Annotated in this window: 20 protein-coding genes and 3 pseudogenes; 12 read left to right on the forward strand and 11 right to left on the reverse strand. The window is 61.9% G+C overall.

Annotated features, from left to right (window positions below; all coding sequences use genetic code 11):
• From EOA23_RS10500 to EOA23_RS10540, 8 genes and pseudogenes are all read left to right on the forward strand, one after another.
• A partial coding sequence (locus tag EOA23_RS10500) for an FAD-dependent oxidoreductase (RefSeq protein ID WP_127303939.1) occupies window positions 1-690 on the forward strand: 690 nt, incomplete at its 5' end.
• Window positions 659-856, forward strand: coding sequence for a sulfur carrier protein ThiS (gene thiS / locus EOA23_RS10505; RefSeq protein WP_126057620.1), 198 nt, complete (start codon window positions 659-661; stop codon window positions 854-856). The genes EOA23_RS10500 and thiS, both read left to right, overlap by 32 nt.
• Before the next feature lies 1 nt (window position 857).
• Complete coding sequence (locus EOA23_RS10510) at window positions 858-1,631, forward strand: thiazole synthase (RefSeq protein ID WP_126057619.1); 774 nt, start codon at window positions 858-860, stop codon at window positions 1,629-1,631.
• Complete coding sequence (locus EOA23_RS10515; protein ID WP_126057618.1) at window positions 1,628-2,233, forward strand: thiamine phosphate synthase; 606 nt, start codon at window positions 1,628-1,630, stop codon at window positions 2,231-2,233. Before EOA23_RS10510 ends, EOA23_RS10515 begins: the two co-directional genes overlap by 4 nt.
• Complete coding sequence (locus EOA23_RS10520) at window positions 2,224-3,039, forward strand: hydroxymethylpyrimidine/phosphomethylpyrimidine kinase (protein WP_126057617.1); 816 nt, start codon at window positions 2,224-2,226, stop codon at window positions 3,037-3,039. Before EOA23_RS10515 ends, EOA23_RS10520 begins: the two co-directional genes overlap by 10 nt.
• Before the next feature lie 627 nt (window positions 3,040-3,666).
• The gene (locus EOA23_RS10530; RefSeq protein WP_245454712.1) at window positions 3,667-3,891 is read left to right on the forward strand and encodes a DUF982 domain-containing protein; all 225 of its coding nucleotides are present in this window, start codon (window positions 3,667-3,669) and stop codon (window positions 3,889-3,891) included.
• A gap of 531 nt (window positions 3,892-4,422) precedes the next feature.
• Entirely contained in the window at window positions 4,423-5,055 is a 633-nt protein-coding gene (locus tag EOA23_RS10535) for an Hsp20/alpha crystallin family protein (RefSeq protein ID WP_126057616.1), read from the forward strand.
• A 29-nt stretch (window positions 5,056-5,084) separates the two neighbouring features.
• A pseudogene (locus EOA23_RS10540) lies at window positions 5,085-5,867 on the forward strand (sensor histidine kinase); the annotation flags it as partial.
• Between the two features lie 298 nt (window positions 5,868-6,165).
• On the opposite strand, the pseudogene EOA23_RS10545 reads toward EOA23_RS10540, so the two are convergent.
• Window positions 6,166-6,448 (reverse strand): annotated as a pseudogene (locus EOA23_RS10545) (transposase); the annotation flags it as partial.
• Complete coding sequence (locus tag EOA23_RS10550) at window positions 6,348-6,560, reverse strand: hypothetical protein (protein WP_126057615.1); 213 nt, start codon at window positions 6,558-6,560, stop codon at window positions 6,348-6,350. The pseudogene EOA23_RS10545 and the gene EOA23_RS10550, both read right to left, overlap by 101 nt.
• Before the next feature lie 122 nt (window positions 6,561-6,682).
• On the opposite strand from EOA23_RS10550, the pseudogene EOA23_RS35650 reads away from it, so the two are divergent.
• A pseudogene (locus tag EOA23_RS35650) lies at window positions 6,683-7,196 on the forward strand (transposase); the annotation flags it as partial.
• A 314-nt stretch (window positions 7,197-7,510) separates the two neighbouring features.
• On the opposite strand, the gene EOA23_RS10560 reads toward EOA23_RS35650, so the two are convergent.
• Window positions 7,511-10,093, reverse strand: coding sequence for an EAL domain-containing protein (locus EOA23_RS10560; RefSeq protein WP_126057614.1), 2,583 nt, complete (start codon window positions 10,091-10,093; stop codon window positions 7,511-7,513).
• Window positions 10,094-10,515: 422 nt separating this feature from the next.
• Between EOA23_RS10560 and EOA23_RS10565 the strand changes: the two genes are divergently transcribed.
• Genes EOA23_RS10565 through EOA23_RS36425 form a run of 3 tightly spaced genes read left to right on the forward strand, consistent with a single transcriptional unit; the run spans window position 10,516 to window position 14,309 of the window.
• A complete protein-coding gene (locus EOA23_RS10565; protein ID WP_245455307.1) occupies window positions 10,516-12,987 on the forward strand; it encodes a hypothetical protein in 2,472 nt (823 codons plus the stop codon).
• Window positions 12,947-13,879, forward strand: a complete 933-nt coding sequence (locus EOA23_RS36915) for a shikimate kinase (protein ID WP_245455306.1) — start codon at window positions 12,947-12,949, stop codon at window positions 13,877-13,879. Before EOA23_RS10565 ends, EOA23_RS36915 begins: the two co-directional genes overlap by 41 nt.
• Window positions 13,848-14,309 carry a hypothetical protein gene (locus EOA23_RS36425; RefSeq protein WP_245454879.1) on the forward strand — a complete coding sequence of 154 codons (462 nt, stop codon included), beginning with the start codon at window positions 13,848-13,850 and terminating at the stop codon, window positions 14,307-14,309. Before EOA23_RS36915 ends, EOA23_RS36425 begins: the two co-directional genes overlap by 32 nt.
• Before the next feature lie 539 nt (window positions 14,310-14,848).
• Here EOA23_RS36425 and EOA23_RS10570 read toward each other — a convergent pair.
• From EOA23_RS10570 to EOA23_RS10605, 8 genes are all read right to left on the reverse strand, one after another.
• Window positions 14,849-16,078, reverse strand: a complete 1,230-nt coding sequence (locus tag EOA23_RS10570) for an HlyD family efflux transporter periplasmic adaptor subunit (RefSeq protein ID WP_245474118.1) — start codon at window positions 16,076-16,078, stop codon at window positions 14,849-14,851.
• Between the two features lie 5 nt (window positions 16,079-16,083).
• A complete protein-coding gene (locus EOA23_RS10575; RefSeq protein WP_127303941.1) occupies window positions 16,084-18,447 on the reverse strand; it encodes an ABC transporter permease in 2,364 nt (787 codons plus the stop codon).
• Between the two features lie 4 nt (window positions 18,448-18,451).
• Entirely contained in the window at window positions 18,452-19,159 is a 708-nt protein-coding gene (locus tag EOA23_RS10580; protein ID WP_127303943.1) for an ABC transporter ATP-binding protein, read from the reverse strand.
• 4 nt (window positions 19,160-19,163) lie between these two features.
• Window positions 19,164-19,628 carry a hypothetical protein gene (locus EOA23_RS10585; RefSeq protein ID WP_127303962.1) on the reverse strand — a complete coding sequence of 155 codons (465 nt, stop codon included), beginning with the start codon at window positions 19,626-19,628 and terminating at the stop codon, window positions 19,164-19,166.
• Window positions 19,625-20,305, reverse strand: coding sequence for an isoprenylcysteine carboxylmethyltransferase family protein (locus tag EOA23_RS10590; RefSeq protein WP_127303945.1), 681 nt, complete (start codon window positions 20,303-20,305; stop codon window positions 19,625-19,627). Before EOA23_RS10590 ends, EOA23_RS10585 begins: the two co-directional genes overlap by 4 nt.
• Window positions 20,302-20,559: a DUF2933 domain-containing protein gene (locus EOA23_RS10595; RefSeq protein ID WP_127303947.1), complete on the reverse strand. Its 258-nt coding sequence runs from the start codon at window positions 20,557-20,559 to the stop codon at window positions 20,302-20,304. The genes EOA23_RS10590 and EOA23_RS10595 overlap by 4 nt, the downstream gene beginning before the upstream one ends.
• 9 nt (window positions 20,560-20,568) lie before the next feature.
• Window positions 20,569-20,781 (reverse strand): hypothetical protein, encoded by a 213-nt coding sequence (locus EOA23_RS10600; RefSeq protein ID WP_127303948.1) that lies wholly within the window; start codon window positions 20,779-20,781, stop codon window positions 20,569-20,571.
• A gap of 652 nt (window positions 20,782-21,433) precedes the next feature.
• On the reverse strand, window positions 21,434-22,753 hold the full coding sequence (locus EOA23_RS10605; RefSeq protein ID WP_127303950.1) for a glucoamylase family protein: 1,320 nt from the start codon (window positions 22,751-22,753) through the stop codon (window positions 21,434-21,436).
• Between the last annotated feature and the right edge of the window lie 13 nt (window positions 22,754-22,766).

A 22,766-nucleotide genomic window follows, 5' to 3' on the forward strand; every position in this document is an offset into this window, starting at 1 on the left:
GGGCATAGGCGCGTCGATGAAAACGAAATTGCGCTCCTGGAACCCGACCTCGCCGGCCGCTTCCGGCGTGGATTGCTCTTCCCCAACGAGGCTCACCTCGACCCACGCCAGGCGATGGCGGCACTTCATGACAACCTTGCGACCATGGGTGTCAAATTCCACTTCGGCTGCGACGCCCGGCCTGTTTCGGGTTTCGCCCGTCAGATAGACTGCATGGGAATGGCAGCGGCCGATGACAGGCTGCGCGGTGTTCGCGGCGAAATGCTGATCCTTCGCACGCCTGATGTCTCGCTGTCGCGGCCGGTCCGTTTGCTTCATCCACGCTTTCCGCTTTATGCCGTGCCGCGCACCGATCACCGTTTCATGATCGGAGCGACGATGATTGAAAGCCAGAGCGCCGGACCGGTGACGGCGCGTTCCATGATGGAGCTGCTGGGCGCCGCCCATGCCCTCCATCCGGCCTTTGGTGAGGCCGAGATCGTTGAAACCGGTGTGGGTGTCCGTCCGGCATTTCCCGACAATTTGCCACGCGTCGAAACAGACGGTGAGATCATCGCGATCAACGGTCTTTATCGTCACGGTTTTCTCCTCGCCCCCGCCATGGCGCGCCAGGCTGCCGGCCTGGTTTTCAGTCAAGACAGAACCAAGGAGCATGCTCATGAAACTGATGGTCAACGGCGAGGCGCGTGAGATTGCCGCCACCACGCTGGCCGAGTTGCTTGCCGCGCTCGACTATGAGGGCGATTGGCTCGCCACCGCCGTCAACGGCGACCTCGTGCACAAAGCCAACCGCACGGAGTTCCAGTTGAGCGACGGCGACCGGATCGAAATCCTCTCGCCCATGCAGGGCGGCTAGCATGTTGGAGCTTTATGGAACCGAGCTTTCGTCGCGCCTGCTTCTCGGCACCGCTCAATATCCTTCGCCGGCCATCCTTGCCGATGCAGTCAAGGCGTCGGGCACGTCGGTGGTGACCGTCTCGTTGCGGCGTGAGATGGCGGGCGGTAGAGCCGGCGAACAATTCTGGTCGTTGATCCGCTCGCTGGGCGCCAGAATCCTGCCCAATACCGCCGGCTGCCTCTCCGTCAAGGAAGCCGTCACCACCGCGAAAATGGCGCGCGAGGTCTTCGGCACCAACTGGATCAAGCTCGAAGTGATCGGCAATCACGACACGCTACAGCCGGATGTGTTCGGTCTGGTTGAAGCCGCCCGCATCCTGTGCGAGGACGGCTTTGCGGTATTCCCCTATACCACCGACGATCTCGTTGTCGCCGAGCGGCTGCTGGAAACGGGCTGCAAGGTCCTGATGCCGTGGTGCGCACCGATCGGTTCCGCCTTGGGACCGGTCAACATGACGGCGCTGCGCTCGATGCGCGGATATTTCCCTGGCGTCCCGCTGATTGTGGATGCGGGGCTCGGACGGCCGTCGCACGCGGCCACCGTCATGGAACTCGGCTTTGACGCCGTGCTCCTGAACACAGCGGTCGCCAAGGCGGCATATCCGGTCGGCATGGCGCGTGCTTTCGGTAAGGCGGTCGACGCCGGTCGTGAGGCGTTCAGTTCGGGAATGCTCGAACCGCGCGACGTCGCCGTGCCATCGACACCGATGGTCGGCAGGGCCGTTTTTTCATGAAGCTCGATCCCTTTTATCTGATCGTCGACAGCGCTGCCTGGATCGAACGGCTGGTCCCACTCGGAGTCCGGCTTCTGCAACTGCGCATCAAGACCGTGGATGAGGCTGGGTTGCGCGCGGAGATCCGCACCGCGAAGGCCTTGTGTGCTCGATACCAGTGCCAACTCATCGTCAACGACCACTGGCGCCTGGCAATCGAGGAAGGCTGCGACTTCATACATCTCGGCCAGGAGGATTTGCAGACCGCTGACCTCTTGGCGATACGGGCAGCCGGCGTAAGGCTCGGACTGAGCACACATGATCATCAGGAGCTGGAAACGGCGATGGCCGCCGAGCCTGACTACATAGCGCTTGGACCCATCTATCCGACCATCCTGAAGAAGATGAAATGGGCGCCGCAAGGGGTCGAACGGATCAGCGAATGGAAGCGCCAGGTCGCGCCGTTTCAATTGGTCGCCATTGGTGGCCTCAACCCTGAGCGGCTCGACGGTGTCTTTGCGGCTGGCGCGGACAGCGCGGCGGTGGTGACCGACATCACGCTCAACGACGACCCCGAGGCGCGCACGCGAGAATGGATCGAAAAGACGGACCAATGGCGCTGAGGCGAGAACCACATGTGCTTGTCGTCGGTGGATCGGACTCCAGTGGCGGTGCTGGAATTGCACGCGATATCGAGACGATCTCTGCCATTGGCGTGCGCACCTGTCTCGCCGTCACAGCGCTAACGGTGCAAACGCATGACGCCGTGATCGAAATCTATTATTCGCCACCTAGCCTGGTGGCCAATCAGATGTGCGCCGCGCTGCAGGCCAACGACGTGGCCACAATCAAGATCGGCATGCTGGCGACTGCCAAGATCATTGTTGCCGTTGCCGCAGTGCTGCGCAAATTTCCGCATGTCCCCGCAGTACTCGACCCTGTGCTGGCCTCCACCTCAGGCCGCGCACTTCTGCAAGCAGGCGCTATCGCTGCCATGAAGCGCGATCTTATGCCGCTTTGCTGCATTGTCACGCCCAACCTCCCTGAACTGGCGCTCCTTAGTGGCTCCGAACTGGCAGTGGATGAGGACGGAGCGCTCCAACAAGGAAAAAGACTGCTGGCCGCCGGCCCTCAAGCCCTGCTGATCAAGGGTGGGCATGCGTCGGGAACCCGGTCGACCGATATTCTGTTACGCTCCGGGCACGAACCCATCCGCTTCGATGCACCGCGCCTTGCCACATCGATGCGCGGGACAGGTTGCATGCTGGCCAGCGCGATTGCGGCGCATCTGGCGAAGCCGAAGCCGCTCGAAGACAGCGTGCGCGAAGGCAAGCTGTTTGTCTTGGAGAGGCTTCAGAAATGCCGGCTGAATAACCACAGCGTTCTGCGTCCAGCCAAGCAGACCCATTTTCCAGAATTTTTCCCGTAGCGAGACTAGAGAAGGGGCTACTGCTTCTCTATGCCATCCTCACAACGCGTTGAGTTTCTCACTGCCAATTATGCGACTTTCGAGGTGCAAATAGCGAATATCGAGTTCTTAGTGACAGAAACGACCGGAATTGGTTGCGTGGATCACCAGGTCGCTACCGATTGGGTCAGCGACTCAATAGAACGTCACATCTCTGTCCACACTCGAGCTTATTTGCCGCAAACGCGTCGAGCCCCGCGTCAATCGGTCTTATAATAGTATCCGGGGCAGCTCCAAAGCTGTGGCATCGGCTACCCGCCGGCCGTGGCGCTTGCTGTTCGAGCGTCGGACGCCGCCTGCCATTGAACATCTGATGGGCTATTGGGTGGCGGCGACACACTCATCCAGGTGCAACTGGCTTTTTCAACTCGGGAACCAGCAGAAGCCTTCGCTGCGTCGCAACATTTGGATTATGTCGTACAGCCCGATCTTCCAGAGAAAACAAGACCTAACGTTCGAAACCTGTCACGCAACCAACCACCGAATGAAAGATCCAGCGTGCGATCGCAGGGAGGTAAGAATAACCGGTCTGGCTTTCCTATCGCCGGTCCAGGTTAAGACCAACGACGTCGTCACGACATCAACACAGTGCGCGAAGCGCTCGTATTCCTGAATCAGTGGCCAAAAGCGCGTCGGGGACCGGTATTCAGTTGCGCGGTGAGAAGCAGCAACGCAGCGATCGCCGGACAGATGACACCCGAGCAGGCGCGGCAAGCATTGTGGGATTTGCCAGGATTGCCGGCGTGCTGGCCAAATCTGATTTCGTCGTTGGTGGCGACTGATTTAAAGCTGCAGGAAGATCACCGCCGGTAACGCGTTGGCCCGCTGCTCGCCAAGACGGAAAGAACGCCGCCTTGTGAGTTCCAATAATGGGCGATGCGGGAATTGCACATGTCTGTGCCCATCTGTCCGGCCGAAATGCAAATGGCGTCACTGGCGAAGGTCAGCGAACGCGGCACGCAGGGCTGGATTCTTTTGACTTGCGGCAAGCCGACATAGGTGCTGGCTTGATGTCTCGGTCACTGCGACGTGTCATGCCGATTCATTCGTCAGCTACCATGACGATGCGGCGCGTCGCCTGCGATCAGTTGATCGAACCGCGGTGCAATTCGGGACGCTTCGTCGATCCCGACAGTTGCGCAAAGGGAAGCCAAATCAGCGACTAGAGGCAACGTGGCTACGGATTCGAAGGGACCCCGCTGTTGCCGAAGAGGTGACTGGTGGAATGTCAAAGATCACCTCGTGAAAGGCCATTTGGGGCCACCTAATGATAAAGCCGGATGCCGCTATCGGGTCCTGGCACGGGAATGACGGTCCGGCCCTACGGTGGATCGAGTTCGGTTCATGTCGCTTCGCAAGGAGGATGTGTTCCGGCGTCTGCCCGAACCCCTCTTTCTCGCATTCTGCGAGGTTGCGCGATCGGGCCGCTCGGTCTCTGTGCTGATCGCCCCTCCTGTTGCCATCGATCGATTCCGCTTCCGGTGCGCACGCACGTGTCGCGCGTGGCAATCATGCAAGGTCGTGAATCATAGGAGGATGTACATGCTTTTGTCGGATTTCGGCCGCATCGGGTTCGATCCGTTTGTGGAAATGCGGCGCATGCAACAGGAAGTAAACCAGCGTTTGGCCGGGCTGACCGCCAGCGCCGCTCAGGAGTTTCCGCCGATCAATCTTTGGACTGGCGAGGACAGCGTGGCGGTGGCCGCGGAACTGCCGGGGATATCACCTGACGAAATCGGCCTCACGGTGCGCGAGAACATTCTGACATTGAAGGGAACGCGCGAGCCTCGAACGGAGGACGAGAAATCCGTCTGGCACCGCCGTGAGCGCGCCTATGGGACCTTCTCCCGGACAGTGCAATTGCCATTCCGCGTCGACCCGGAACGGGTCGAGGCGCGTTTCGCCAACGGGCTGCTCGAAGTCGAGTTGCACCGGCCGGAGGCGGATCGGCCGAAGAAGATCCAGATCAAGGGATAGAGGGAGGCAAGCATGGCTCAGGAACGCGGATCGGCCGTCGCACCATGCTGCTCAATGCCCGCAAGGTGCTTTACGACCATAGTTCGGCCATCACCATCCTTCTCGCCTTCAATGACATAACGGCCCGTCGTATCATCGAGCGGGAGAAGGAAGAACTGCTCGGTCGCACCGAAGACCTGCTTCGGCAGAAAGACGTCCTGCTGCGCGAGATGGAGCATCGGGTTGCCAACAGCCTGCAGATCATTGCCTCGATCCTGTTGCTGAAGGCACGCTCGGTGACGTCGGAAGAGACGCGCCAGCATCTCAAGGACGCCCATCAGCGCGTTCTGTCCGTGGCCGAGGTGCAACGCCATCTCCACACCTCCGCCGGCGTCGACGAGATCGATGTCGGCTCTTACCTACCGAAATTGTGCAGCAGCCTCGCCTCGTCGATGGTCGGCGAAGCCCAGCCGATCACGGTCACCGTAATGGCCGAAGGCGGCAGGATAGATTCGCAAAGGGCAGTCAGTCTGGGACTAATTGTCACCGAACTCGTGCTCAACGCCATCAAATATGCTTTCCCCAAGAAGAGAACCGGCGCTCGCATCCAGGTGAGCTACGAGACCGCGGGCAGTGACTGGAAACTGACGGTTTCGGACAATGGCGTCGGCAAGATCGCCAACGACGTACCGGCTACCGGACTTGGAACAGCCATCGTCGAAGCACTGGTGAAACAACTGGAGGCCAGGGTGGAGATTATCAGCGATATTGACGGCACCAGCGTGTCGGTCACCCGGGCGACGTTCACCTCGCGCGTGCCGCGAGCGGCGTAAAAACCGTTACTACGATGCTGCCTTCCGGACATCGCCTGATGTCCAGGGGATCTTCTGCCGCCACGGCCTTGTCCCCGGAGCGCAGGACTGCCAGTCGCATCGCATAAGCCGAAACCTCTCAGTCGGTTGAGGGCGCTTCCGATGGCCAAGATCCGCTTTTTTGGCGTTCAGCCGGTGGGACCAAGCTCTGAAGCTGACGCTGCGCAGGTCTTTGCGTGGATGACTCGGTGCGGTCGGTAAACTCGAAGTGGCGGTTGTGTGCGTCAAGTTCTGCAAAATGGGGCGGCCACGATGCTGGTCATGCGGCTTGGCGTAGAGCGAGCTTCTTGTGCTCGCGCAGGTCGTCAATGTTGATGTAGGGCCTCCATCCAGTTTTCGTTGGTTTCGACAGCCGGCGCCCTGACGAGGCGCAGGCAGCTTTCGGCGTTGGGGAAGATGCGCACGACATAGGTGCGCCGGCGGATTTCCTCATTGAGCCGTTCAAGCATGTTGGTGCTCTTGAGATGCTTGTGATGCTGGCGCGGCAGGCAAAAGAAGGTCAGCGTGCGCTCGATGGTCTCCTCCACCGTCGTCCATCTCGGCCTCGAGCACCTCCTGCATCACCGCACGGATCATTTCGTGAAGTCCGTCCGGGTCTGAAAGCAGAATGTCTTTGACGGCAGCGCTGGCGGTCTTACTTTCAATCTTGGTCATGGTGGCGTTCCTTCGCGGGAATCGGCGACATGAACAATCACCAGATCCCATGGCGACGGATGGATAGCGGCGCGTGCTCTGGCAGAGTGACGCTGCTAACAAACACCCCGCGGAGGAACACCATGCATGTAGTGGCCGACCGATCCGAAACTCTGACTGCTATCCGGACTGGTCTGGGCGCAATCTTCGTATCGCTGGAGCTCAGCCGTTCAACCTGGCTGATCTCGTCGTTGTCGCCAGGTGGCGGCGAGAAGTTGTCGAAACACAGTGTCCCCAGTGGTGATTTATCCGCCTTGTTCCGTCGCTTCGATAGCGTGCGAGAGAAGGCAAGAGCACGCATGGGGCCAGACTTCCCCGTCGTCGCTATCCAGGAAGCCGGGCTCGATGGCTCCTGGATCCATCGGGTTCTGAGCAAGGCGGGGATCGAGAGCTACGTCGTTGATCCCGCTTCTATCGCAGTGTCTCGTCGCAGTCGCCGAGCCAAAACCGATAAGATCGATGGTGAAACGCTCGTCTCTCCTTGCCTTCAAGCGAGGCGAACCGCGCATATGTGCAATGGTCAAAGAGCCAACACCGGAGCAGGAGGATCGCCGGCGTATCTGTCGTGAACGCAAGGTACTGACGACCGAACGGGTATATAAAACGCCGCTCACTCAGAATGGTCTCGTCGCCCGAGCCCAGCGGCCGTAGGCGGGATGTTGGTGCAGCCGTGAAGAGCAGCGACCGAATGTGAGGTTGATCTGCTCGGTTACGAGCAGAGTCCTGCAAGTCGGGTTCAACCTGGATCCCATAATCGATATGACAAGCTAATCCCACTTTGACCGGCGCTCAGCACACCTAATTTCGAGCCGCGCCGACCTACACACCCGCTATCGACATGATCCGAGTGGCGGCCTGAACTAGGCCGGCAAACTCATGTTCGTTGGCACTGTTTTTCGCTTGCATCCCGGTTAGGCGGGGACAGACGCCCTACTGCGACGCCTGCCCGGCTTGTCCGTGTCTCGCTCGCCTGACGTTTCGGGTTCGGTCTCAATGATCTCGCCCGCCACCACGGCGCGGGTCCGCTCCAGCATCGCGGGGATGTCCCGCGCGGGCAGCGGGCGGCTGAGCAGGAAGCCCTGCGCCTCGGTGCAGCCTTCTCTTCGGACCCGTTCCAGCTGCTCCACGGTCTCGACGCCCTCGGCGGTGGTCTGCATCCCGAGGCTGTTGCCGAGGCTCGTGACCGCTCGAATGATGGCGACGGAACTGTCGATATCTCCGGCGTCCGTGATGAAGGATTGATCGATCTTGATCTTGTCGAATGGGAACGAGCGCAGATAGCTCAAGCTCGAATATCCGGTTCCGAAGTCGTCCATCGCGATATGAACGCCGAGCATGTGGATATGTTGCAGCATCGAGAGAGTCGCCTGGCTGTTGGCCAGCAGCACTGTCTCGGTGATCTCAAGCTCAAGCCGGCTGGGGGGCAGTCCCGAGATATCCAATGCCTCGACGATGGTGGAGAGCAAGCGCGCGTTGCGAAATTGCGCCGGGCACAGATTGACGGCGACCTTGATGCTACCGGGCCAGCTTGCCGCGTCGAGACAGGCTTGCTTGATAACCCATTCACCGATCGGGACGATGAGGCCGATGTCCTCGGCCAGCGGGATGAATTCTCCCGGGGATACGATGCCGCGCGTCGGGTGATGCCAGCGCAGCAGCGCCTCGAAGCAGCTGACCTCGCCGCGGTCGAGATTGAGGAGCGGTTGGTAGTAGATTTCGAACTGCTGCCGCACCACCGCTTCGCGCAGGTCGAGTTCGAGAAACCGCCGCGCCTGCATGCGCGCATCCATTTCCGGTTCGAAGAACCTGTAGGTTCCGCGGCCTTCCGCCTTCGCCCGGTAGAGCGCCATGTCGCCGGTCTTGAGAAGTTGGTCGGCGTCAATGCCATCGTCCGGCGCGATCGAGATGCCGATGCTGGCGCTGATCATAACCCCGTGGCCATCGACGACATAAGGTGCGCTCAGCCCATCAATGACCCGTTGGGCAAGAGCTGTCGCCTCGACCGGCTGATCAACCGCGGTTTGAATGATCACGAACTCATCGCCGCCGAGCCTTGCCACGGTGTCGCCTTCACGGGCCACCTGTTTCAGTCTGGCGGCGACCTCCTTCAGCAAGGCGTCGCCAACCGGGTGCCCCAGCGTGTCGTTGACCATCTTGAAATGATCGAGATCGAGGCAGTGGAAAGCAATCTTGCTACCATCACGCCGCATCTCGACCAAAGCCTCCTCGGCGCGTTCGCGGAACAATATGCGATTTGGAAGCTCGGTAAGTCCGTCGTGGCGCGCCATGTATGAAATCTTGGCTTCGCTCCGCCGCAAGTCGGTCACGTCATGGTGAGTGGCAAGCCACCCGCCGCCCGGCAGTGGCTGATGGATGAGGTCGATGGTGCGTCCGTCCCTGAGTTCCACCAGGCTCACCGTCCGCTCTGCGCGATCGATGGTCTCCGTCAGCTGCTGCACATACTTTTCCGGGTCATGGCCGGCATAGAGGCCCGCCGCGATCCGGAACCGCATCAAATCGATCCACGGCGTGCCGGGACGAGTCAGGGGCTCCGGCACATGGTAGAGATCGGCGTAGCTTTGGTTGCACAGAACCAGCCGCCTCTCCGCATCGAACATGCAAAGCCCTACGGGCATATTGGCGGCGGCCGCGGCCAATTGCTGCCGCTCCAGCTCGGCTTCTCGGGCCAAGGCATCGCTGCGCTCCAGGCTGGCCCGGTAGCCGGCAAAGGCCGAGAACAGCACTCCAACCTCGTCCTGCCGATCCCTTTTCAGCGCAATGAGACTCGAACGGCGCTCGCCCTGCGCCAAGCAACGCATCGCCTCGGTCACGGCGAGGATCGGCTTGCTGACATTGTGGCGTATCCAGGCGACAAGCCCACCAAGACACCCGGCGGCAAAAAGAACTGCCAGCCAAGTCAATCTTTGCGCAACGGTGTAGGTCCTGTCCGCCATCACCGCCGCGGCCGTGCTGCGCTCGTTGGTGAGGGCCAGCAGGTCGTCCAATCGCTGCGTGGCGGCGGCAACGGTCGGGAGCGATACCGTCTCGAACTCCTTGACAGCCATTGTTCGCCCTCCTGTTTCGAGGAGCGGGAAAATCGATGTCAGGGAATCTTCGTAGGCCGTCCATAGGTTGACGAACTGGTCGAACAGCTGCTGCTCGGCCAGCGATCCGGCACTCCGGCGATAGGCGCGCCGACCTTGCAGTATTTCGTCGCTTTCCCTCGCCATCTCCTTCTCAATGCCGGCTATCTGCGCAGCCTCGGCAGTGCGCACGCGCAACGTCGCATAGAGCTGGTGTTCCGCGAGGTTGCGCTTCATCTCGCCGACGATCTGGACCTGGGGCAACCAAACGCTGGTGATCTCGCTCGTGACCTTGTTGAGTGATCGCAGTTGCGCGACCCCAAATACTCCCACGGCCACGACGCACAGCAGCGCCAGCCCAAAGCCCAACGAGAGCTTGGTCCCGACGCTAATGTCCTTTAGCCCTCTCATCTAGAAAACTGCAAACGCAAGACCAGTCCTCGTCAAATAGCATCGAGCTTTAGCGAATAGTAAAAGTATTCCTAGTGTCGCGTCTAAGGTATTAATGCTGGCTTAAGACTGCGTAATCCCCTAGAGGATCGACCAAACCACGTTGTAAAAGGCCGGCGGATGAAGCTCACCGATTTCCATATGATCCGATGACGGGCCTACAATGAGATCGAGGTGCTCGCACCTAGTCTTGGAAGCCGCTTGCAGCTTCTTTCACCGCACCGTGGGATCGGCCTTCGATCCCCTTCGAATGTAGCGAGGCCAGCCCATATTATGCACGACGATGGGGCTTTGAGGCTGGCAGTCGAATCTATGATCGGCAGTGTTCATCAGCCGAGGAAGGAGCGCCGCGGCGCGCGCCGAGGCGGTGCGCGAACTCGAGCGTGATCGCCGAGATCGAGGCGAAGGAGCCGCTCGAAGCGCTCGACACCTTCATGGCGCAGAACGCATCGATGATCCAGGCCCAGCATGCAGCCTCCAGCTTCGATGTCCATCGGGTCCTTCAGGCCATGGACCACGAGCCGAGACCGCCGCAAGGCGATGCCGGACTGATGCGGCTGCCGGTGGTCGACATGCAAGGCCGGCCGCTGGCCAGCGAAGCCGAGTTGCGCTATTCCATTTTCCACCGCTTGACCTCGGGCGCGGTGAAGGTGGTGGCGGTGCAGCTAAAGGGAACTCCGACTGGAGCCATGCTGACACGCACGTTCACCGTGGAGGGCGTGCCCTACCGCATGGACCTGTTCGGCGGCAGCAAACTGAAGCCGCCGCAAAAGAGCCTGAACCAGCTTGCCTCTCACCTGCCTTTCACGGCCGCAGAGGCCCCAAGCGGCAAGCTTTTGGCGATCCCCTATGCCGAGACGGCTCCGGGTACGGCCTTTGAGCAGCTGTCGCGGGCCTGGGCGCCGTTCAAGGAAGCCTATTACTATACCCAGCGCCGCGGATTTGCCGCGCCGCCGGGCATCCCCGACATTGGCCCCCATGATTATGCGCTGGAAGGGTGCTTCAAGCTGTCCCTTCTGCCCGACCATCCCGCAGGCGCAGTGCATCCCTTCCGGTTCGAGGGGCGAGACGGCGAGATCGCCTTGCGGCCGCATGACGGCTGCGGCTTCATTAGGGCCTCACTGGCCGAGCGCATGCCGTCCATTGCCCGGGCTCGCCACGACGCTCCCGAGCGGATGCCTGCCTATGCCGATAAAAGGCAATCGGCGGTACCGCCCTCGGCGCTGCAACATTATCCGCGTAGCGTCGAGGTAGCACAGGAGACCCGCGAGAAGGCTCAGGCTTGGCTCGAAACCCATCAAAGCCTCACCGCCGAGGAGCTGTTCCGGACGGTCACGGGCGGGCATATCGAGGGTTCGAGCGCTATCGCCGTGCCGTCCAGCGACGAATGCCTGCATGTGCCGACGGGCAAGAGCAAGACCTTGACCCGTGACGCTGGCGTGCTTGTCGGACGCTCCCCCTATGACAAGCCCAACCTGCGCCCGTTCGCCGCCGACCGGGTCAGGTCGGCGCGCGATGGCGACCGGACCGCGGCGTTCCTGGATCGGTGCGTGGCCTTCCAATATAGCTTCAACTTCGCGCACAGGTCGGGGGCTGGGCTTGCCGCCGACGATCCGACCTTCTTTGCCAAAGGCATCTTGATCGTTGTGCCCGACGAAATGTGGCCGGCGGACTTCGCCGAGCGCGGGGTCGTGATGTCTGCCGAGGACGTAAAGTGCCATTCGTACTGGCTGGAGGAAAAGGACCGGGTCAAGGCCGACACCGCGCTCGAGTGCGTCGGCATCCTGCAGGCGACGGAGGTGTTCGCGCCCGGCTCTTTGGTTGCGGTTCCAAGCGTCGAACAAAAAATGCTCGACGGCGATTTTGATGGCGACACCGTCGTCATCATTGGCGACCAGCCTCGCCTTTACGAGCATGTGCGCCAGTTCGACGCGCAGCTGCAGGCGCGCGGCATCGCCTCGATGAAGCCGCCGAAGTCGCACACGCCGGCCATTGAGAAAAGCGGCTACCAGTTCACCCGGTCCAAGCAGATCCTGTCGGCCACCGGGCTGGTGCTGGAGACCTACAGCTGCCTGCAGCGCAACGTGCTGGCGCAGCCGCTGGAGGCGCAACGCTGGTTTGCCGAGCGTGCCATCTTCGGCACCTACGAGGGCATTCATAATGAGCTCAAGGCCGACATCCGCGCACTGTTGCAGGAAGATCGGCCGGATGGCCAGGCCCTCCATGAGCTCATCGCCAGGGCGAGGGAAGACAGCAAGGCCGCCAGGCATCCGGTGGCCTGCGAACTGGCCGCGTTGTTAGTGGCCGAGCTCCAGGACTGGAACCTGCAGCTCAATAGCGAGCCGGCTCATGAGCAGTCGGAAGTCAAGCTGCATGAAAGCGCCATCAATCTGTTGAGCGTCGGCATCAAGGTCGGCACTGACGCCTACAAGTCCGATACCGGTGCGCGGGTGTTCATGCAAAAAACCACCGAATTGCAGCGGCTCTTGGAGCAGAGGCCGGGCTTCAAGTCGGCGCCATATGTCAAGGCGCAGGCGGCAAAGCTCCACCAGGGCCGGTTCGACGTCGATGGCAGCCTGGCGGATCTGAAGGACAACCCCACGCTGGCGGCATCGGTCATGGAGGCCTCGATCAGACTCGCCGTCGAAAAGCGCATTCTGCTCAGCGCCTTAGCAATCTCGGCCGAAGACGACCGCGCCAGCACGATAACGCTGAGCAGCGAACAGGCCCTTGAGCGGGCCAGGCTCGAAGCCGCCCCCGCCGAAGCGCAAGAAAGCGCGATTACCAAAAATTGTGCATGCGGTTGCCGAGCTTTTGCGGCAGGACGGCATCGAGGTGAAGGTGCCGCATCTTGACCAACGGTCGGGCGGGCAGGTCTGGATAGCCGACGAGTTGACCGGCCAGAGCGTGAGCACGGCGCCGGAGGCCCAACTGGTCACCAATGCCGTGCGCCATGTCTTCGAGATCCCGGACGAGGCTTTTACGCGCGCCTTCAGGAAGGCGGCACTGGCCTTCGAGGAGCGGGACTGCAGCGAGGTCGAGACCACCAACTGGGTCATCAGGATGGACAGGCCGCGGTTACGCGGCGTTCACACGGCGTTCAGAACCGCGCAGAACTATCGCTTCGAGGTCGAGTTCCCTACGCCGGCCAGTTATCGGGCCGAGCTCGCGCACCGCGCGCAGAGCTCACAGCTAGTCCCCATTCCCCGTGGTGCCTGGGAGATATTACACTGGGACTCGTCAGGAGAAAGCAGGTCGAGGGCGGCAGGGACCTCCAGGTCGCCCATCGTCGCAAGACAACAGATTGCGGTCGCTCGCTCGCCGCAAGCCGGCGAGATCCTCGCGGCCCTCGGTACGCGGCCGGTCGTGCTCGTCGGCATGCCGGCGAGCGGCAAGTCGACCATCGGCGCCCAGCTTGCCAAGGAGTTGGGGGTGGAGTTTGTCGACATCGATAAGCATATCGTCGCCGATCACGGCAATCTGATGGAGATGTTCGCCGACCCTGGCCGTGGCGAGGCGCACTTCAGGGACCTGGAGACCAAAGAGCTCGCCAAGCAGCTGGAGAGAGGCCCCATCGTCATCGCAACCGGCGGCGGCTGCTTTGGCAAGGAGTCCAATCAAGCCCTGATTCTTAATAAGGCGAGGTCGATCTGGCTCGACACCCGAGCTGAAAGAGCTCCGCAGGCGCCTCGAGAGGGACACCAGCCGGCCGCTGCTGCAAGGCGCCGACATCGAGCAGAAGGTTGACCAGCTGTACGAAGAGCGCAGTCCGTTCTACCAAAAGGCCGATATCAGGTTGCCCCTCGTCCCGCCCTTTCAAAAAGACAAGAAGGACGCCCGCATTTGCGTGAAGGAACTCTACGCTTTCCTGTGCAGCGACAGAGAAGCCGCTCTGCCCGCTGCCGAGATATCACATGTCTCCGGTGCTTCCGGCACCGCCATCAGCATGTCCCCAACAGCTCAGCGCATGCACGATGATCATCACAACGGCTACGATTGCGGGGGCGGCGTCGTGGAAACCATCCAGGCGCCGGCGGCACTATTGAGTGAAAGGGAACGGCCGCCGCTCCTCGACACCCTCACCGCCGACCCGCAGCCTTTGCTGGCCGGCAATAACGCACGAGCGAATTTAGCGTCTTCCACGAGAAGCAGGGAACGCTCAAGTCGAGGACGATAGCTTAGGCGTCGCAGGTTTGGTGCAGGGTGCGGGTTCGCACCGAATGCTAATAAAAGTGGGAAACGCATGCATAAGTCGTGAGAAGCCTGATGGCCGAGTTGATCCGGCCTGGATGACACAAACGTACAAAGACGAACCGCCGGTGCCGGGTCGCGCGCCAAATCCTGGTGATCGACCGGAAAGGATCAGCTCCGAGTCTAAACGGCATCGTCAACTTAATGAAGCGCGGATACTATGACAGAGTGACCCAATCCACCGCCGCGCCATTGCGTCGGTTTCGACAGATAAGATGGATTGGGCAGGCGAGCTCAAAAGAGCGATTGTAAATCGCAGTTGTAGCAGTGTAACAAACTGCGTAACAAAAAGCGCGAAAAGATTAGCATTTTCAGCAGGATAGGCGTGAAACCGAATCCCTCCCTCTCCGCCATCTGCTTCGCGTTGCGCGCTTCGCAGGACAAGTCCGATCCTTCGCGCGAAGCAGGGCGCCCTCCGAAGCCTCGGCGAAGGAGAGCCCAAAGCAGCTTACGGGCCAACCGGGCCTATCGAACGCTCCGCTCGCGCACGGCCACGCCGTCGATCACCCGGTCGCTCGGGTGCAGCACGACCCGATCGCCTTCCGACAGGCCGGATTCGACCTCGGCCATCCTGCTGTCCCGGTGGCCGATCTTGATTACGGCAGTGCGCGCCCGTCCGGCCTCGTCGAGATACACGGCCCAGTCTTCGCCCTGCCGGAACAGTGCCGCCACCGGGACGCTAAGGACATTGTCGTCCCGCCAACTCGTCACGTGCACGATCACGCGATAGTCGTGCCCAAGCTGCGACCACATCTCGGCAGGGTCGACGATATCGATCTCCGTGTGGACGCGCTGCTCCTCGATCCCAAGCGCCGAGACCTTGAGAAACCCGGCCGGGTCGATCCGCGTCACCTTGCCCTGAAGCGCGGGCCCGCCCCAACCGTCGATGCGAACGGCGGCGCCGGGCCTGATCTGGACCGCGTCGGTCGAGAGCAGGTCCGCCGCCACCTCCAGGTCGCGCGGGTCGCCGATCTCGACAAGCGGCGCGCCCGGCTGGACCATGCCCTCGCTCTCCTGAACGATCTTCAGGATGCGGCCGCTCACCGGCGCACGAAGCTGGATGCAGCAGGCCGGATCCGATTGTGTGACATCTCCGGCAGGCTGGCCGAGCCGCGCCTGGATCATCGCCTGTTCGTTGCGCCGGACTTCGACCTGCGCCTTCGCGCTCGCCAAGGCTGCCTCGTTGGTGTCGACTTCGAACTTCGCCTTGTCGAGGGCGTTCTGCGAAATCGCTCCGGATTTGGCCAGCCTTTCCGCGCGATCGAGCTCGGTGCGCGAATATGCAAGCGCCGCCTCGAGACGTTTCACCTCCGCTTCCGCGAACGTCACGGCCGCTTCTGCCGCGCCAAGCGCCGCCAACAGTTCTTCGTGCGTGCGAACATCGTGGAGACCGGGGATGGTCGGCTGCATGACCGCCACCACCGTCTCGTCCTTGGCTACCTCGTCTCCGACATGGTGCGGCGGCGAAATTCTGAGCACCTTGCCGGCGATTGGCGCGGATACCGTGTAGATGTGCCGCACCTCGGTCTTGGCCTCGTCATCGACGGTCACCTCCATCGGACGCTTGGCTACCGTCGCCAGGTCGACCGGGATCGGCTGCGGCCATGCGAACCAGACCGCCGCCGCGGCGATCAGCCCAAAGGCCGCGATGCCGCCGATTCTCCTCATCCAGTTGGTCATCGATCTGGTGCGCATGGTCTTCAATCCCGCGTCTTGAGAACAGCAACGAGGTCGAGTTGATTGACCCGCCTGCGGACGATCAGCGCGGAGAGCACAGCCGCCGTAATGACGATCGCACTGGCGAAAACATAAGTGGCAGGCTCGACAACCAGGCGTACCCGCATCAGTTCGCCGGCCAGGTTGGTCTTCATGATCCAGGCAAGACCATAGCCAAGGGCCCAACCCGGCGGCTGCGCGATCAAGGTCAACAGCGCGAGTTCAAAGAGAAGGATGCCGAGCACTTCGCCGCGGGTGAAGCCAAGCACCCGCAGGCTTGCCAGTTCCCTGGCCCGCTCGGACAGGGAGACACGGGCGTTGTTGTAAACCACGCCGAACGCGATGACGGCTGCGAGCCCCGTGTAGATGCTGGACATCGTCGTGACCAGAAGCGCCACGGCGTCGCGGAAAGTGGCGAGGGACGCCGTCTGCAGAGCCAGGCTGCTCACGACCGGCATGGCCTTGACCGCCGCGTAGAACTCGTCCTGTCTGTTCTTGTCCAGGCTGACGCTCACCCCGTTCGCCATCGGCGCTTCACGCAACAGCCTGGCGAGCGCTTCCTCATCCATCATCCCGCGCATGCCGAGATAGTCCTCGACCAGCGCCGCCACCGGAAGCGAGACCGTCCGGCGCTCGCTGTCGAGCAGATCGACCTCGACGGTGTCGCCGACCCGCACCTTGAGTACCTTGGCTAGCATGTCCGAGATCGCGAGGCCCGATTCCGGCAGGACCACCGGCCGGAGATCGGCATCAATGATACGGTTGAGCTCCGCCCCGCGCGGCCTGGCGCGGATCATGATGCGGCGCTCGACATGGCCATTCCGGATGCGGACCTGGACTTCCCGATAGGGTTCCGCATTCAGCACTCCGGGAAGCCTCGCAATCTGGAAGGCCACTTCCCTCGGGCGCTTCTCGAAAAAGCTGACGGTCGCGTCCTGTCGATCCGCAAGGAAGTAGGTCACGTCGACGAGCTGCTCCATCGTGCCCTTCGTGAAGAGCGACACGATCAGGATCGCCGTCGCCAGCGACATGCCGAATGCGGTGAGAAAGGATCGAACTGGATGATGCGCGACGTTGCGCAGCATCATTCTCATCGGCTGCGAGACGAGGCCGGCCGCGCTGAGGCTCAACGGCAGCGTTCGGCGGAAAACCGGCGGAGCCGGCGGCTGCATGGCAACCGCGGGCGCCAGATTGACGACTTCGCGCAAGCCTCGCAGCGCACCGATTGCCGCGGCAAACGCGCTCAGTCCCGCCGCCGCGACGTAGAGATCGGGGCTCTTGGTGAACAGCAGAAACGGGAAGCGGAAAAAGTCGGCGAATACTCCGGTCACATAGCTGCCGAGCCAGGTGCCGATCAGACTGCCGATGACGATGCCGACCGCCGTGATGACGCCTACAAATTTCAGGTAGTGCAGGACGATGCCGGCATTGCGGTAGCCGAGCGCTTTCAGGAGTCCGATCTGTTCGCGCTCAAGCGAAACGAGGCGGCTGAGGGTGAGGTTCACAAGAAACGCCGACACCAGCAGGAAGATCGGCGGCAGCGTGCGGCTCATGTTGTTGAGCATGTCGAGCTCGTGGTCGAGCCAGGCATGCGACGTCTGGTCCTTGCGCCCGTAGGCGGCGTGCCCGCCATAGCGATTGAGCAGACTGTCGAGACGCATCATCACCTCGCGCTCCGACGTTCCCGGCAGCAGCTTCAGCGACACCGACGAAAAAGCGTCTTCGAGATCATAGGCGCTGGCCAGAGCCCGTTCGGACATCCAGATGACGCCGAAGCGGTGGCCGTCGGGCATGATGTCGCCGGGGCCGACGGCATAGATGTATTCGGGAGAAAGCGCGATGCCGACGATCGTCAGATCGCACCTGCGACCGTTGAGGGTCGCCGCGAAGCTCGAGCCCAGGGTGAACCGGTGCGCTTCGGCGAAGGTCTCATTGACGACGACCTCGTCGTCCCGGCTCGGATCGGGCGTGCGGCCCGCACGCATATGGAGGCGATTGAGCTTCGGCTCGCCGACCTCGGGCAGCGAGATGACGACGCCGGTGGCCGGAGCGGTCAGACCCGGTGTTTCGAGCAGCGCGTACTGTGCGATGCGTGCATCCACGCTAGCCACACCTGGGATTTCGGCGATCCGGCCGAGGAGAGATTTCGGCGCCCGTCGCACCGTGGCGAAGACATCGGCGAAGCGGTAGCGCTCGTAGTAAGCCGTCCTCGTCTCATCGAGGGAACGGTAGGAGCCGACGGCAAGCAGAAGCGTTGCCACGCCGCCGCCTACCACCAGCGCGATGGCCAATGCCTGCGCCCAAAGGCGGACAAGATCGCGCAACAGCTTTATGTCCAGGGCGCGCATGTCTTCACCACTGCAGTTCGGCGACGGCGCGCCGGGCTTCGTTCGTGACGGCTCTCGATATCTGCCCGTCGCTGAAGAACAGAACCCGGTGCGCGACCTCCTGGATGATGGCGTTGTGGGTGATGATGACGGTGGTCGTGCCGAGTTCGGCATTGACCTGCATCAGGGCATCGATCACCCGAACCCCTGTCCTGGAGTCGAGCGCGCCTGTCGGCTCGTCGCACAGCAGCACTTCCGGACGCTTGGCGATCGCGCGGGCGATGGCGACGCGCTGCTGCTCGCCGCCGGACAGCTGCGCCGGGAAATGATGCATGCGCGGCTCCAGCCCAACGAGAGCGAGAGCTTCCTCGGGACGCATCGGATCGTCGGCAATCTCCGTGACCAGCGCGACGTTTTCGTAGGCTGTCAGGCTCGGGATCAGATTGTAGAACTGAAACACGAAACCGACGTGGCGGCGGCGATAGGATGTCAATCCGCGATCGTCGAGGCCGGTCAGCCGCAAGTCCTTGAAGGAAAGCTCGCCGCTGGTCGCGTGATCGAGCCCGCCCATGATGTTGAGCAATGTCGATTTTCCGCTGCCCGACGGGCCAAGGAGGACGACCACTTCCCCTGCCGAAATCTCAAGGTTCACGCCGCGCAGGGCATGCACCTGCGTCTCGCCGGACACGTAGGTCTTGGTAAGGTCCTTTGCGGTGAAGACAGCGTTGGACATAGGGCTACCCGATCCCGCCTGCGCGCATGGCGGCTTGCCTGATCTCGACCACGAACGTGCAGACGCTTGCCGCCCAGAGGATCGCGACTGCCAGCAACACCCACCGGAAATCGGATCCTATGACGAAGTTGACGACAGCCATCCATCCGATTGAGGCGACGCCGCTGGCGAGCACGCCCAGAAGAGCCCACCGCTCGTGCCGCCGGAACGACGTCGCGGCGATTGTGACGGTGAGAATGCCCGCGGCGACGGCATATCCGCCGAGCACCTGAAACACGCGCTCGAGCCACGATGCCATGCGTGGCTGCCCGGCCTGAAGCTGTTCCAGCGACAGGCCGACGAACCGCACGTCCTCCGGCAATAGCGGCGGCCGAAGGAACATGAAGAAGGCGCCGATGCAGAAGAGCGCCACACCGAAGACCGCGAGCAGGATCGCTGAAAACGGCCAGGATCGGCGATGCCGCGTCATGGGGCAAGGCCTCGTCCAGGGCCGCCGACCGACCCGCCGGACAACCGGTTCCAGCACGGAATGAATCCCGGAACCTGTGTCATGTAGTTGCGGTAGACGTCGCCGAATTCGGCAATCGCTTCGCGCTCCTCGGCCCGCGCCAGCCTCACATACATCACGACCAGCACCGGGAACATCGCCAGCGTCAGCAGCGTCGGCCACTGAACGAGGAAACCCAGCATCACCAGGATGAAGCCGACATATTGCGGGTGGCGCAAGTGGCTGTACGGGCCGCTGGTGGCGAGAGAACGGTGCTGCTGAGCGTCGTAGAGAACGCTCCATGCGGCCGCGATCAGCCAGAACCCACCGCCGATCAGGACGAAGCTCAGCAGATGGAAGGGGCCGAAATGCGGATTGATCCGCCAGCCGAACATCATTTCCAAGAGATGTCCGGCATCATGCGAGAACCAGTCGATCCCTGGATAGCGGGACTGCAGCCAGCCGGACAGCAAGTAGATGGTAAGCGGAAAACCATACATCTCCGCGAACAGCGCGACCAGGAAGGCGCTGAACGCGCCGAACGAGCGCCAGTCACGGGTCGTCGCCGGCTTGAAGAAGCTGTAGGCAAACAGGATGAAGACGGCGGAGTTGACGATCACCAGGCTCCAAAGGCCGTAGGCTTGAGTGTCGGCGCTCATGACGGATTCCTTTCGTCGGGCTGGCTGCGGTGGCCGCCATGTCCGCCATGCCCATGTCCTCCATGCATGAAGAAGTGCATGAAGACGCAGCCGAGCGGCAGCAGATAGAACAGCGCGCCAAGGACATGGGCGCGGTGCTCGGTGAAGAGCAGGAACCCGCCGATCGCAAGGAAGCCAAGTAGGACAAGGCCTGCCCGGGAGGTCAAAAAGGAGCCTTGCGGCTGGTCGTGGTCCGAATGGTCATGCATTGACATGCTGGTCTCCTATTCGACGATGAGGCGGCTGCGGAACATGCCCATGGGGCATGCGTATCCGAACTCTCCTGGTTCCTCTTTGACCGCCCGAATGGCCTCATCGATTGCCGGCGGATAGTGGGTGCGGGTCATTCCGCCGATACGGAGCGCGACTGACCCCTGCCCGCTGGCCAGGCCACCAGACGGGTAATCAGGGATTGCTGCTTCTGTCCGCATGTTCATGAGTTTTCTCCTCGAAATACATTCGCGACCGAAGCCAGCGTAGGCCCGGCACAAAAGAGCGATCCTGTTCGGCAACGCGTGGAATTTACCCGCCGAGCAGGGCGTCAGAGAACGGAACGAGGGGGCCGAAAGGCTTCGTCAGGCCTGGTCAGCGCGAAACCCGATTGGTCGGGGAAAGCTGGGGCGCCAGGCTCAGCTGCGGAGGCGAGATCAGGACCACCTGCCAGAGCAACTGCCGAACAACCGAAACAATGTCCACCCATGCACAGGCCGCAATGGCCGTCATGGCAACCCGACTCGTCCAGGGTTGATGCCGACAGAGAGGCCGCCGAGGCCAGCCGATCGGCCTTGCCATCGGCCACCGACTGGATGACCTTGGCTGACGAGAAGTCTGGTGATACGCCGAACTCGTGCGCTTGCGCCGAGCCCCAAGGCGTCAGCAACAGGAAAAGAGCAAGGCCAAACCCAAGCATGATCGCACCGAGGGTGCCGCTTGCAGTCTGATGGCGTCGCTGCCAGATGTGACAAGATTGTCCAAGCACAGCAAGGCTTCCGAGCTATTCACCATGGGCATGATCGCCTCTTCGACTCGAATGCGCTTTGATGTGCGTCAAATCGATCGGTCCGCCCGTGGGGGGCCCGAGCAATCCGTTCAGCCAGGATCCGCATCGTTCAGCCAGCCGCCGCTGAACCCGGCGCGGCGCAATCCGGCGACGATGTATGAACAGCCGCGCATCAAGCGCCAAACCGTGTCGCTCAAATAGTTCTCGATCATCAGCACGATCGGGCCCTGGTTGATGCCGAAGTGCCAGGGCGATACCCACCACCCGTACGGATTGCCAGGCTCGCCCGGGTGGGTGGGATTGAAGGCCGCCTTGAAGCCGTATCTGTTGAACTCCTTCAGCTTCGCCTGATGGATGCAGAAGTCGAGCGCCTGCAGGACGATCTCCGGAGCGAACGGCAATGAGGCGGCGACCGCCCAGGGAGCGAGCGTGCCGTCATCCGGTCCATAGGGAACGCCGCGGCCGACATAATCGTAGAACTCCCGCTGGACACCATTGAGCTTGAGAGTGGCCGGACCTGGTCCCTCGCTTGCGGTGATCCCCCAGCAGCACTCGCGGTACCCTTCGAACTTCCGCGGATTCATGATGGCATAGCATTGCTGGAGATAGGTCGCCCGCCGGCTGTTCTCGAAATAGTCGATGCCCTTCCCGCGCATGAACGCGTCCTGTATCCCGCGAAAGTCGATCCAGACATGCGACAGCTGATGCGTGAACAACGGCCCGGCATAGAGATATTCGTAGCCGTAGCAGCTTTCCCAGCGGTAGGTCGACGTCCAGGCGGCGTAGCTGCTCTCGGGAAGCGGAAAGGTCGGCGACCCAAGCGCCAGAATGTAAAGCAGGAGGGCCTCGTCATAGCCCTCCCAACGGTATTTGATGAACCCGTTTTCCGGGGTCCAGCCATGCGTCACCGTTGCGCCCTGGTTCCGTGCCCACTGCCAGTCGGCACGGCGATATAGCGCATCGGCAAGCGCGCGGATTTCCTGCTCGTCAGCGGTCTCTTCAGCGAAATACGCGGCCGCCGTGAGAGCGCCTGCCAACAGGAGGGCGCTGTCGATCGTGGACAGCTCGCACTGCCAGGCGCGCCGTCCTGTCTGCATATCGAGGAAATGATAGTAGAACCCACGATAGCCGGTAGCGTCGGGCTCCGGCCCCTGGGGACTAGTGTGGAAGAAGCGGAGCGTAGCCAGGGTTCGTGCGACGGCTTCTGGCCGGGTCATGTATCCGCGCTCGACGGCCACCGGATAGCAGGTGAGAGCGAGACCCGTCGCCGCTATGCTGGCCGGCCAATCGGCGGCGGTCTTGTCGCGGATGAGGCCGTTGGCGGGATTCACCTCGCCCAGGAAGTAGTCGAAGGTTTCGCGCTGCAAAAGCAGCAGCTCTTCCGTGCGGACGCTCCGCTTCCTCTTCATGGTCTCACCTGGA

It is taken from the genome of Mesorhizobium sp. M2A.F.Ca.ET.042.01.1.1, assembly GCF_003997405.1.
GTDB lineage: Bacteria > Pseudomonadota > Alphaproteobacteria > Rhizobiales > Rhizobiaceae > Mesorhizobium.

Bases quoted from the DNA above. Each gene is read 5' to 3' on its own strand.
- EOA23_RS10580 (WP_127303943.1), bottom strand. From the start codon at position 19,159: ATGTCCAACGCTGTCTTCACCGCAAAGGACCTTACCAAGACCTACGTG.
- EOA23_RS10510 (WP_126057619.1), top strand. From the start codon at position 858: ATGTTGGAGCTTTATGGAACCGAGCTTTCGTCGCGCCTGCTTCTCGGC.
- EOA23_RS10575 (WP_127303941.1), bottom strand. From the start codon at position 18,447: ATGCGCGCCCTGGACATAAAGCTGTTGCGCGATCTTGTCCGCCTTTGG.
- EOA23_RS10570 (WP_245474118.1), bottom strand. From the start codon at position 16,078: ATGCGCACCAGATCGATGACCAACTGGATGAGGAGAATCGGCGGCATC.
- EOA23_RS10605 (WP_127303950.1), bottom strand. From the start codon at position 22,753: ATGAAGAGGAAGCGGAGCGTCCGCACGGAAGAGCTGCTGCTTTTGCAG.
- EOA23_RS10515 (WP_126057618.1), top strand. From the start codon at position 1,628: ATGAAGCTCGATCCCTTTTATCTGATCGTCGACAGCGCTGCCTGGATC.
- EOA23_RS10595 (WP_127303947.1), bottom strand. From the start codon at position 20,559: ATGTCAATGCATGACCATTCGGACCACGACCAGCCGCAAGGCTCCTTT.
- EOA23_RS10535 (WP_126057616.1), top strand. From the start codon at position 4,423: ATGTCGCTTCGCAAGGAGGATGTGTTCCGGCGTCTGCCCGAACCCCTC.
- EOA23_RS10585 (WP_127303962.1), bottom strand. From the start codon at position 19,628: ATGACGCGGCATCGCCGATCCTGGCCGTTTTCAGCGATCCTGCTCGCG.
- EOA23_RS10600 (WP_127303948.1), bottom strand. From the start codon at position 20,781: ATGAACATGCGGACAGAAGCAGCAATCCCTGATTACCCGTCTGGTGGC.
- EOA23_RS10520 (WP_126057617.1), top strand. From the start codon at position 2,224: ATGGCGCTGAGGCGAGAACCACATGTGCTTGTCGTCGGTGGATCGGAC.
- thiS (WP_126057620.1), top strand. From the start codon at position 659: ATGAAACTGATGGTCAACGGCGAGGCGCGTGAGATTGCCGCCACCACG.
- EOA23_RS10550 (WP_126057615.1), bottom strand. From the start codon at position 6,560: ATGACCAAGATTGAAAGTAAGACCGCCAGCGCTGCCGTCAAAGACATT.
- EOA23_RS10560 (WP_126057614.1), bottom strand. From the start codon at position 10,093: ATGAGAGGGCTAAAGGACATTAGCGTCGGGACCAAGCTCTCGTTGGGC.
- EOA23_RS10590 (WP_127303945.1), bottom strand. From the start codon at position 20,305: ATGAGCGCCGACACTCAAGCCTACGGCCTTTGGAGCCTGGTGATCGTC.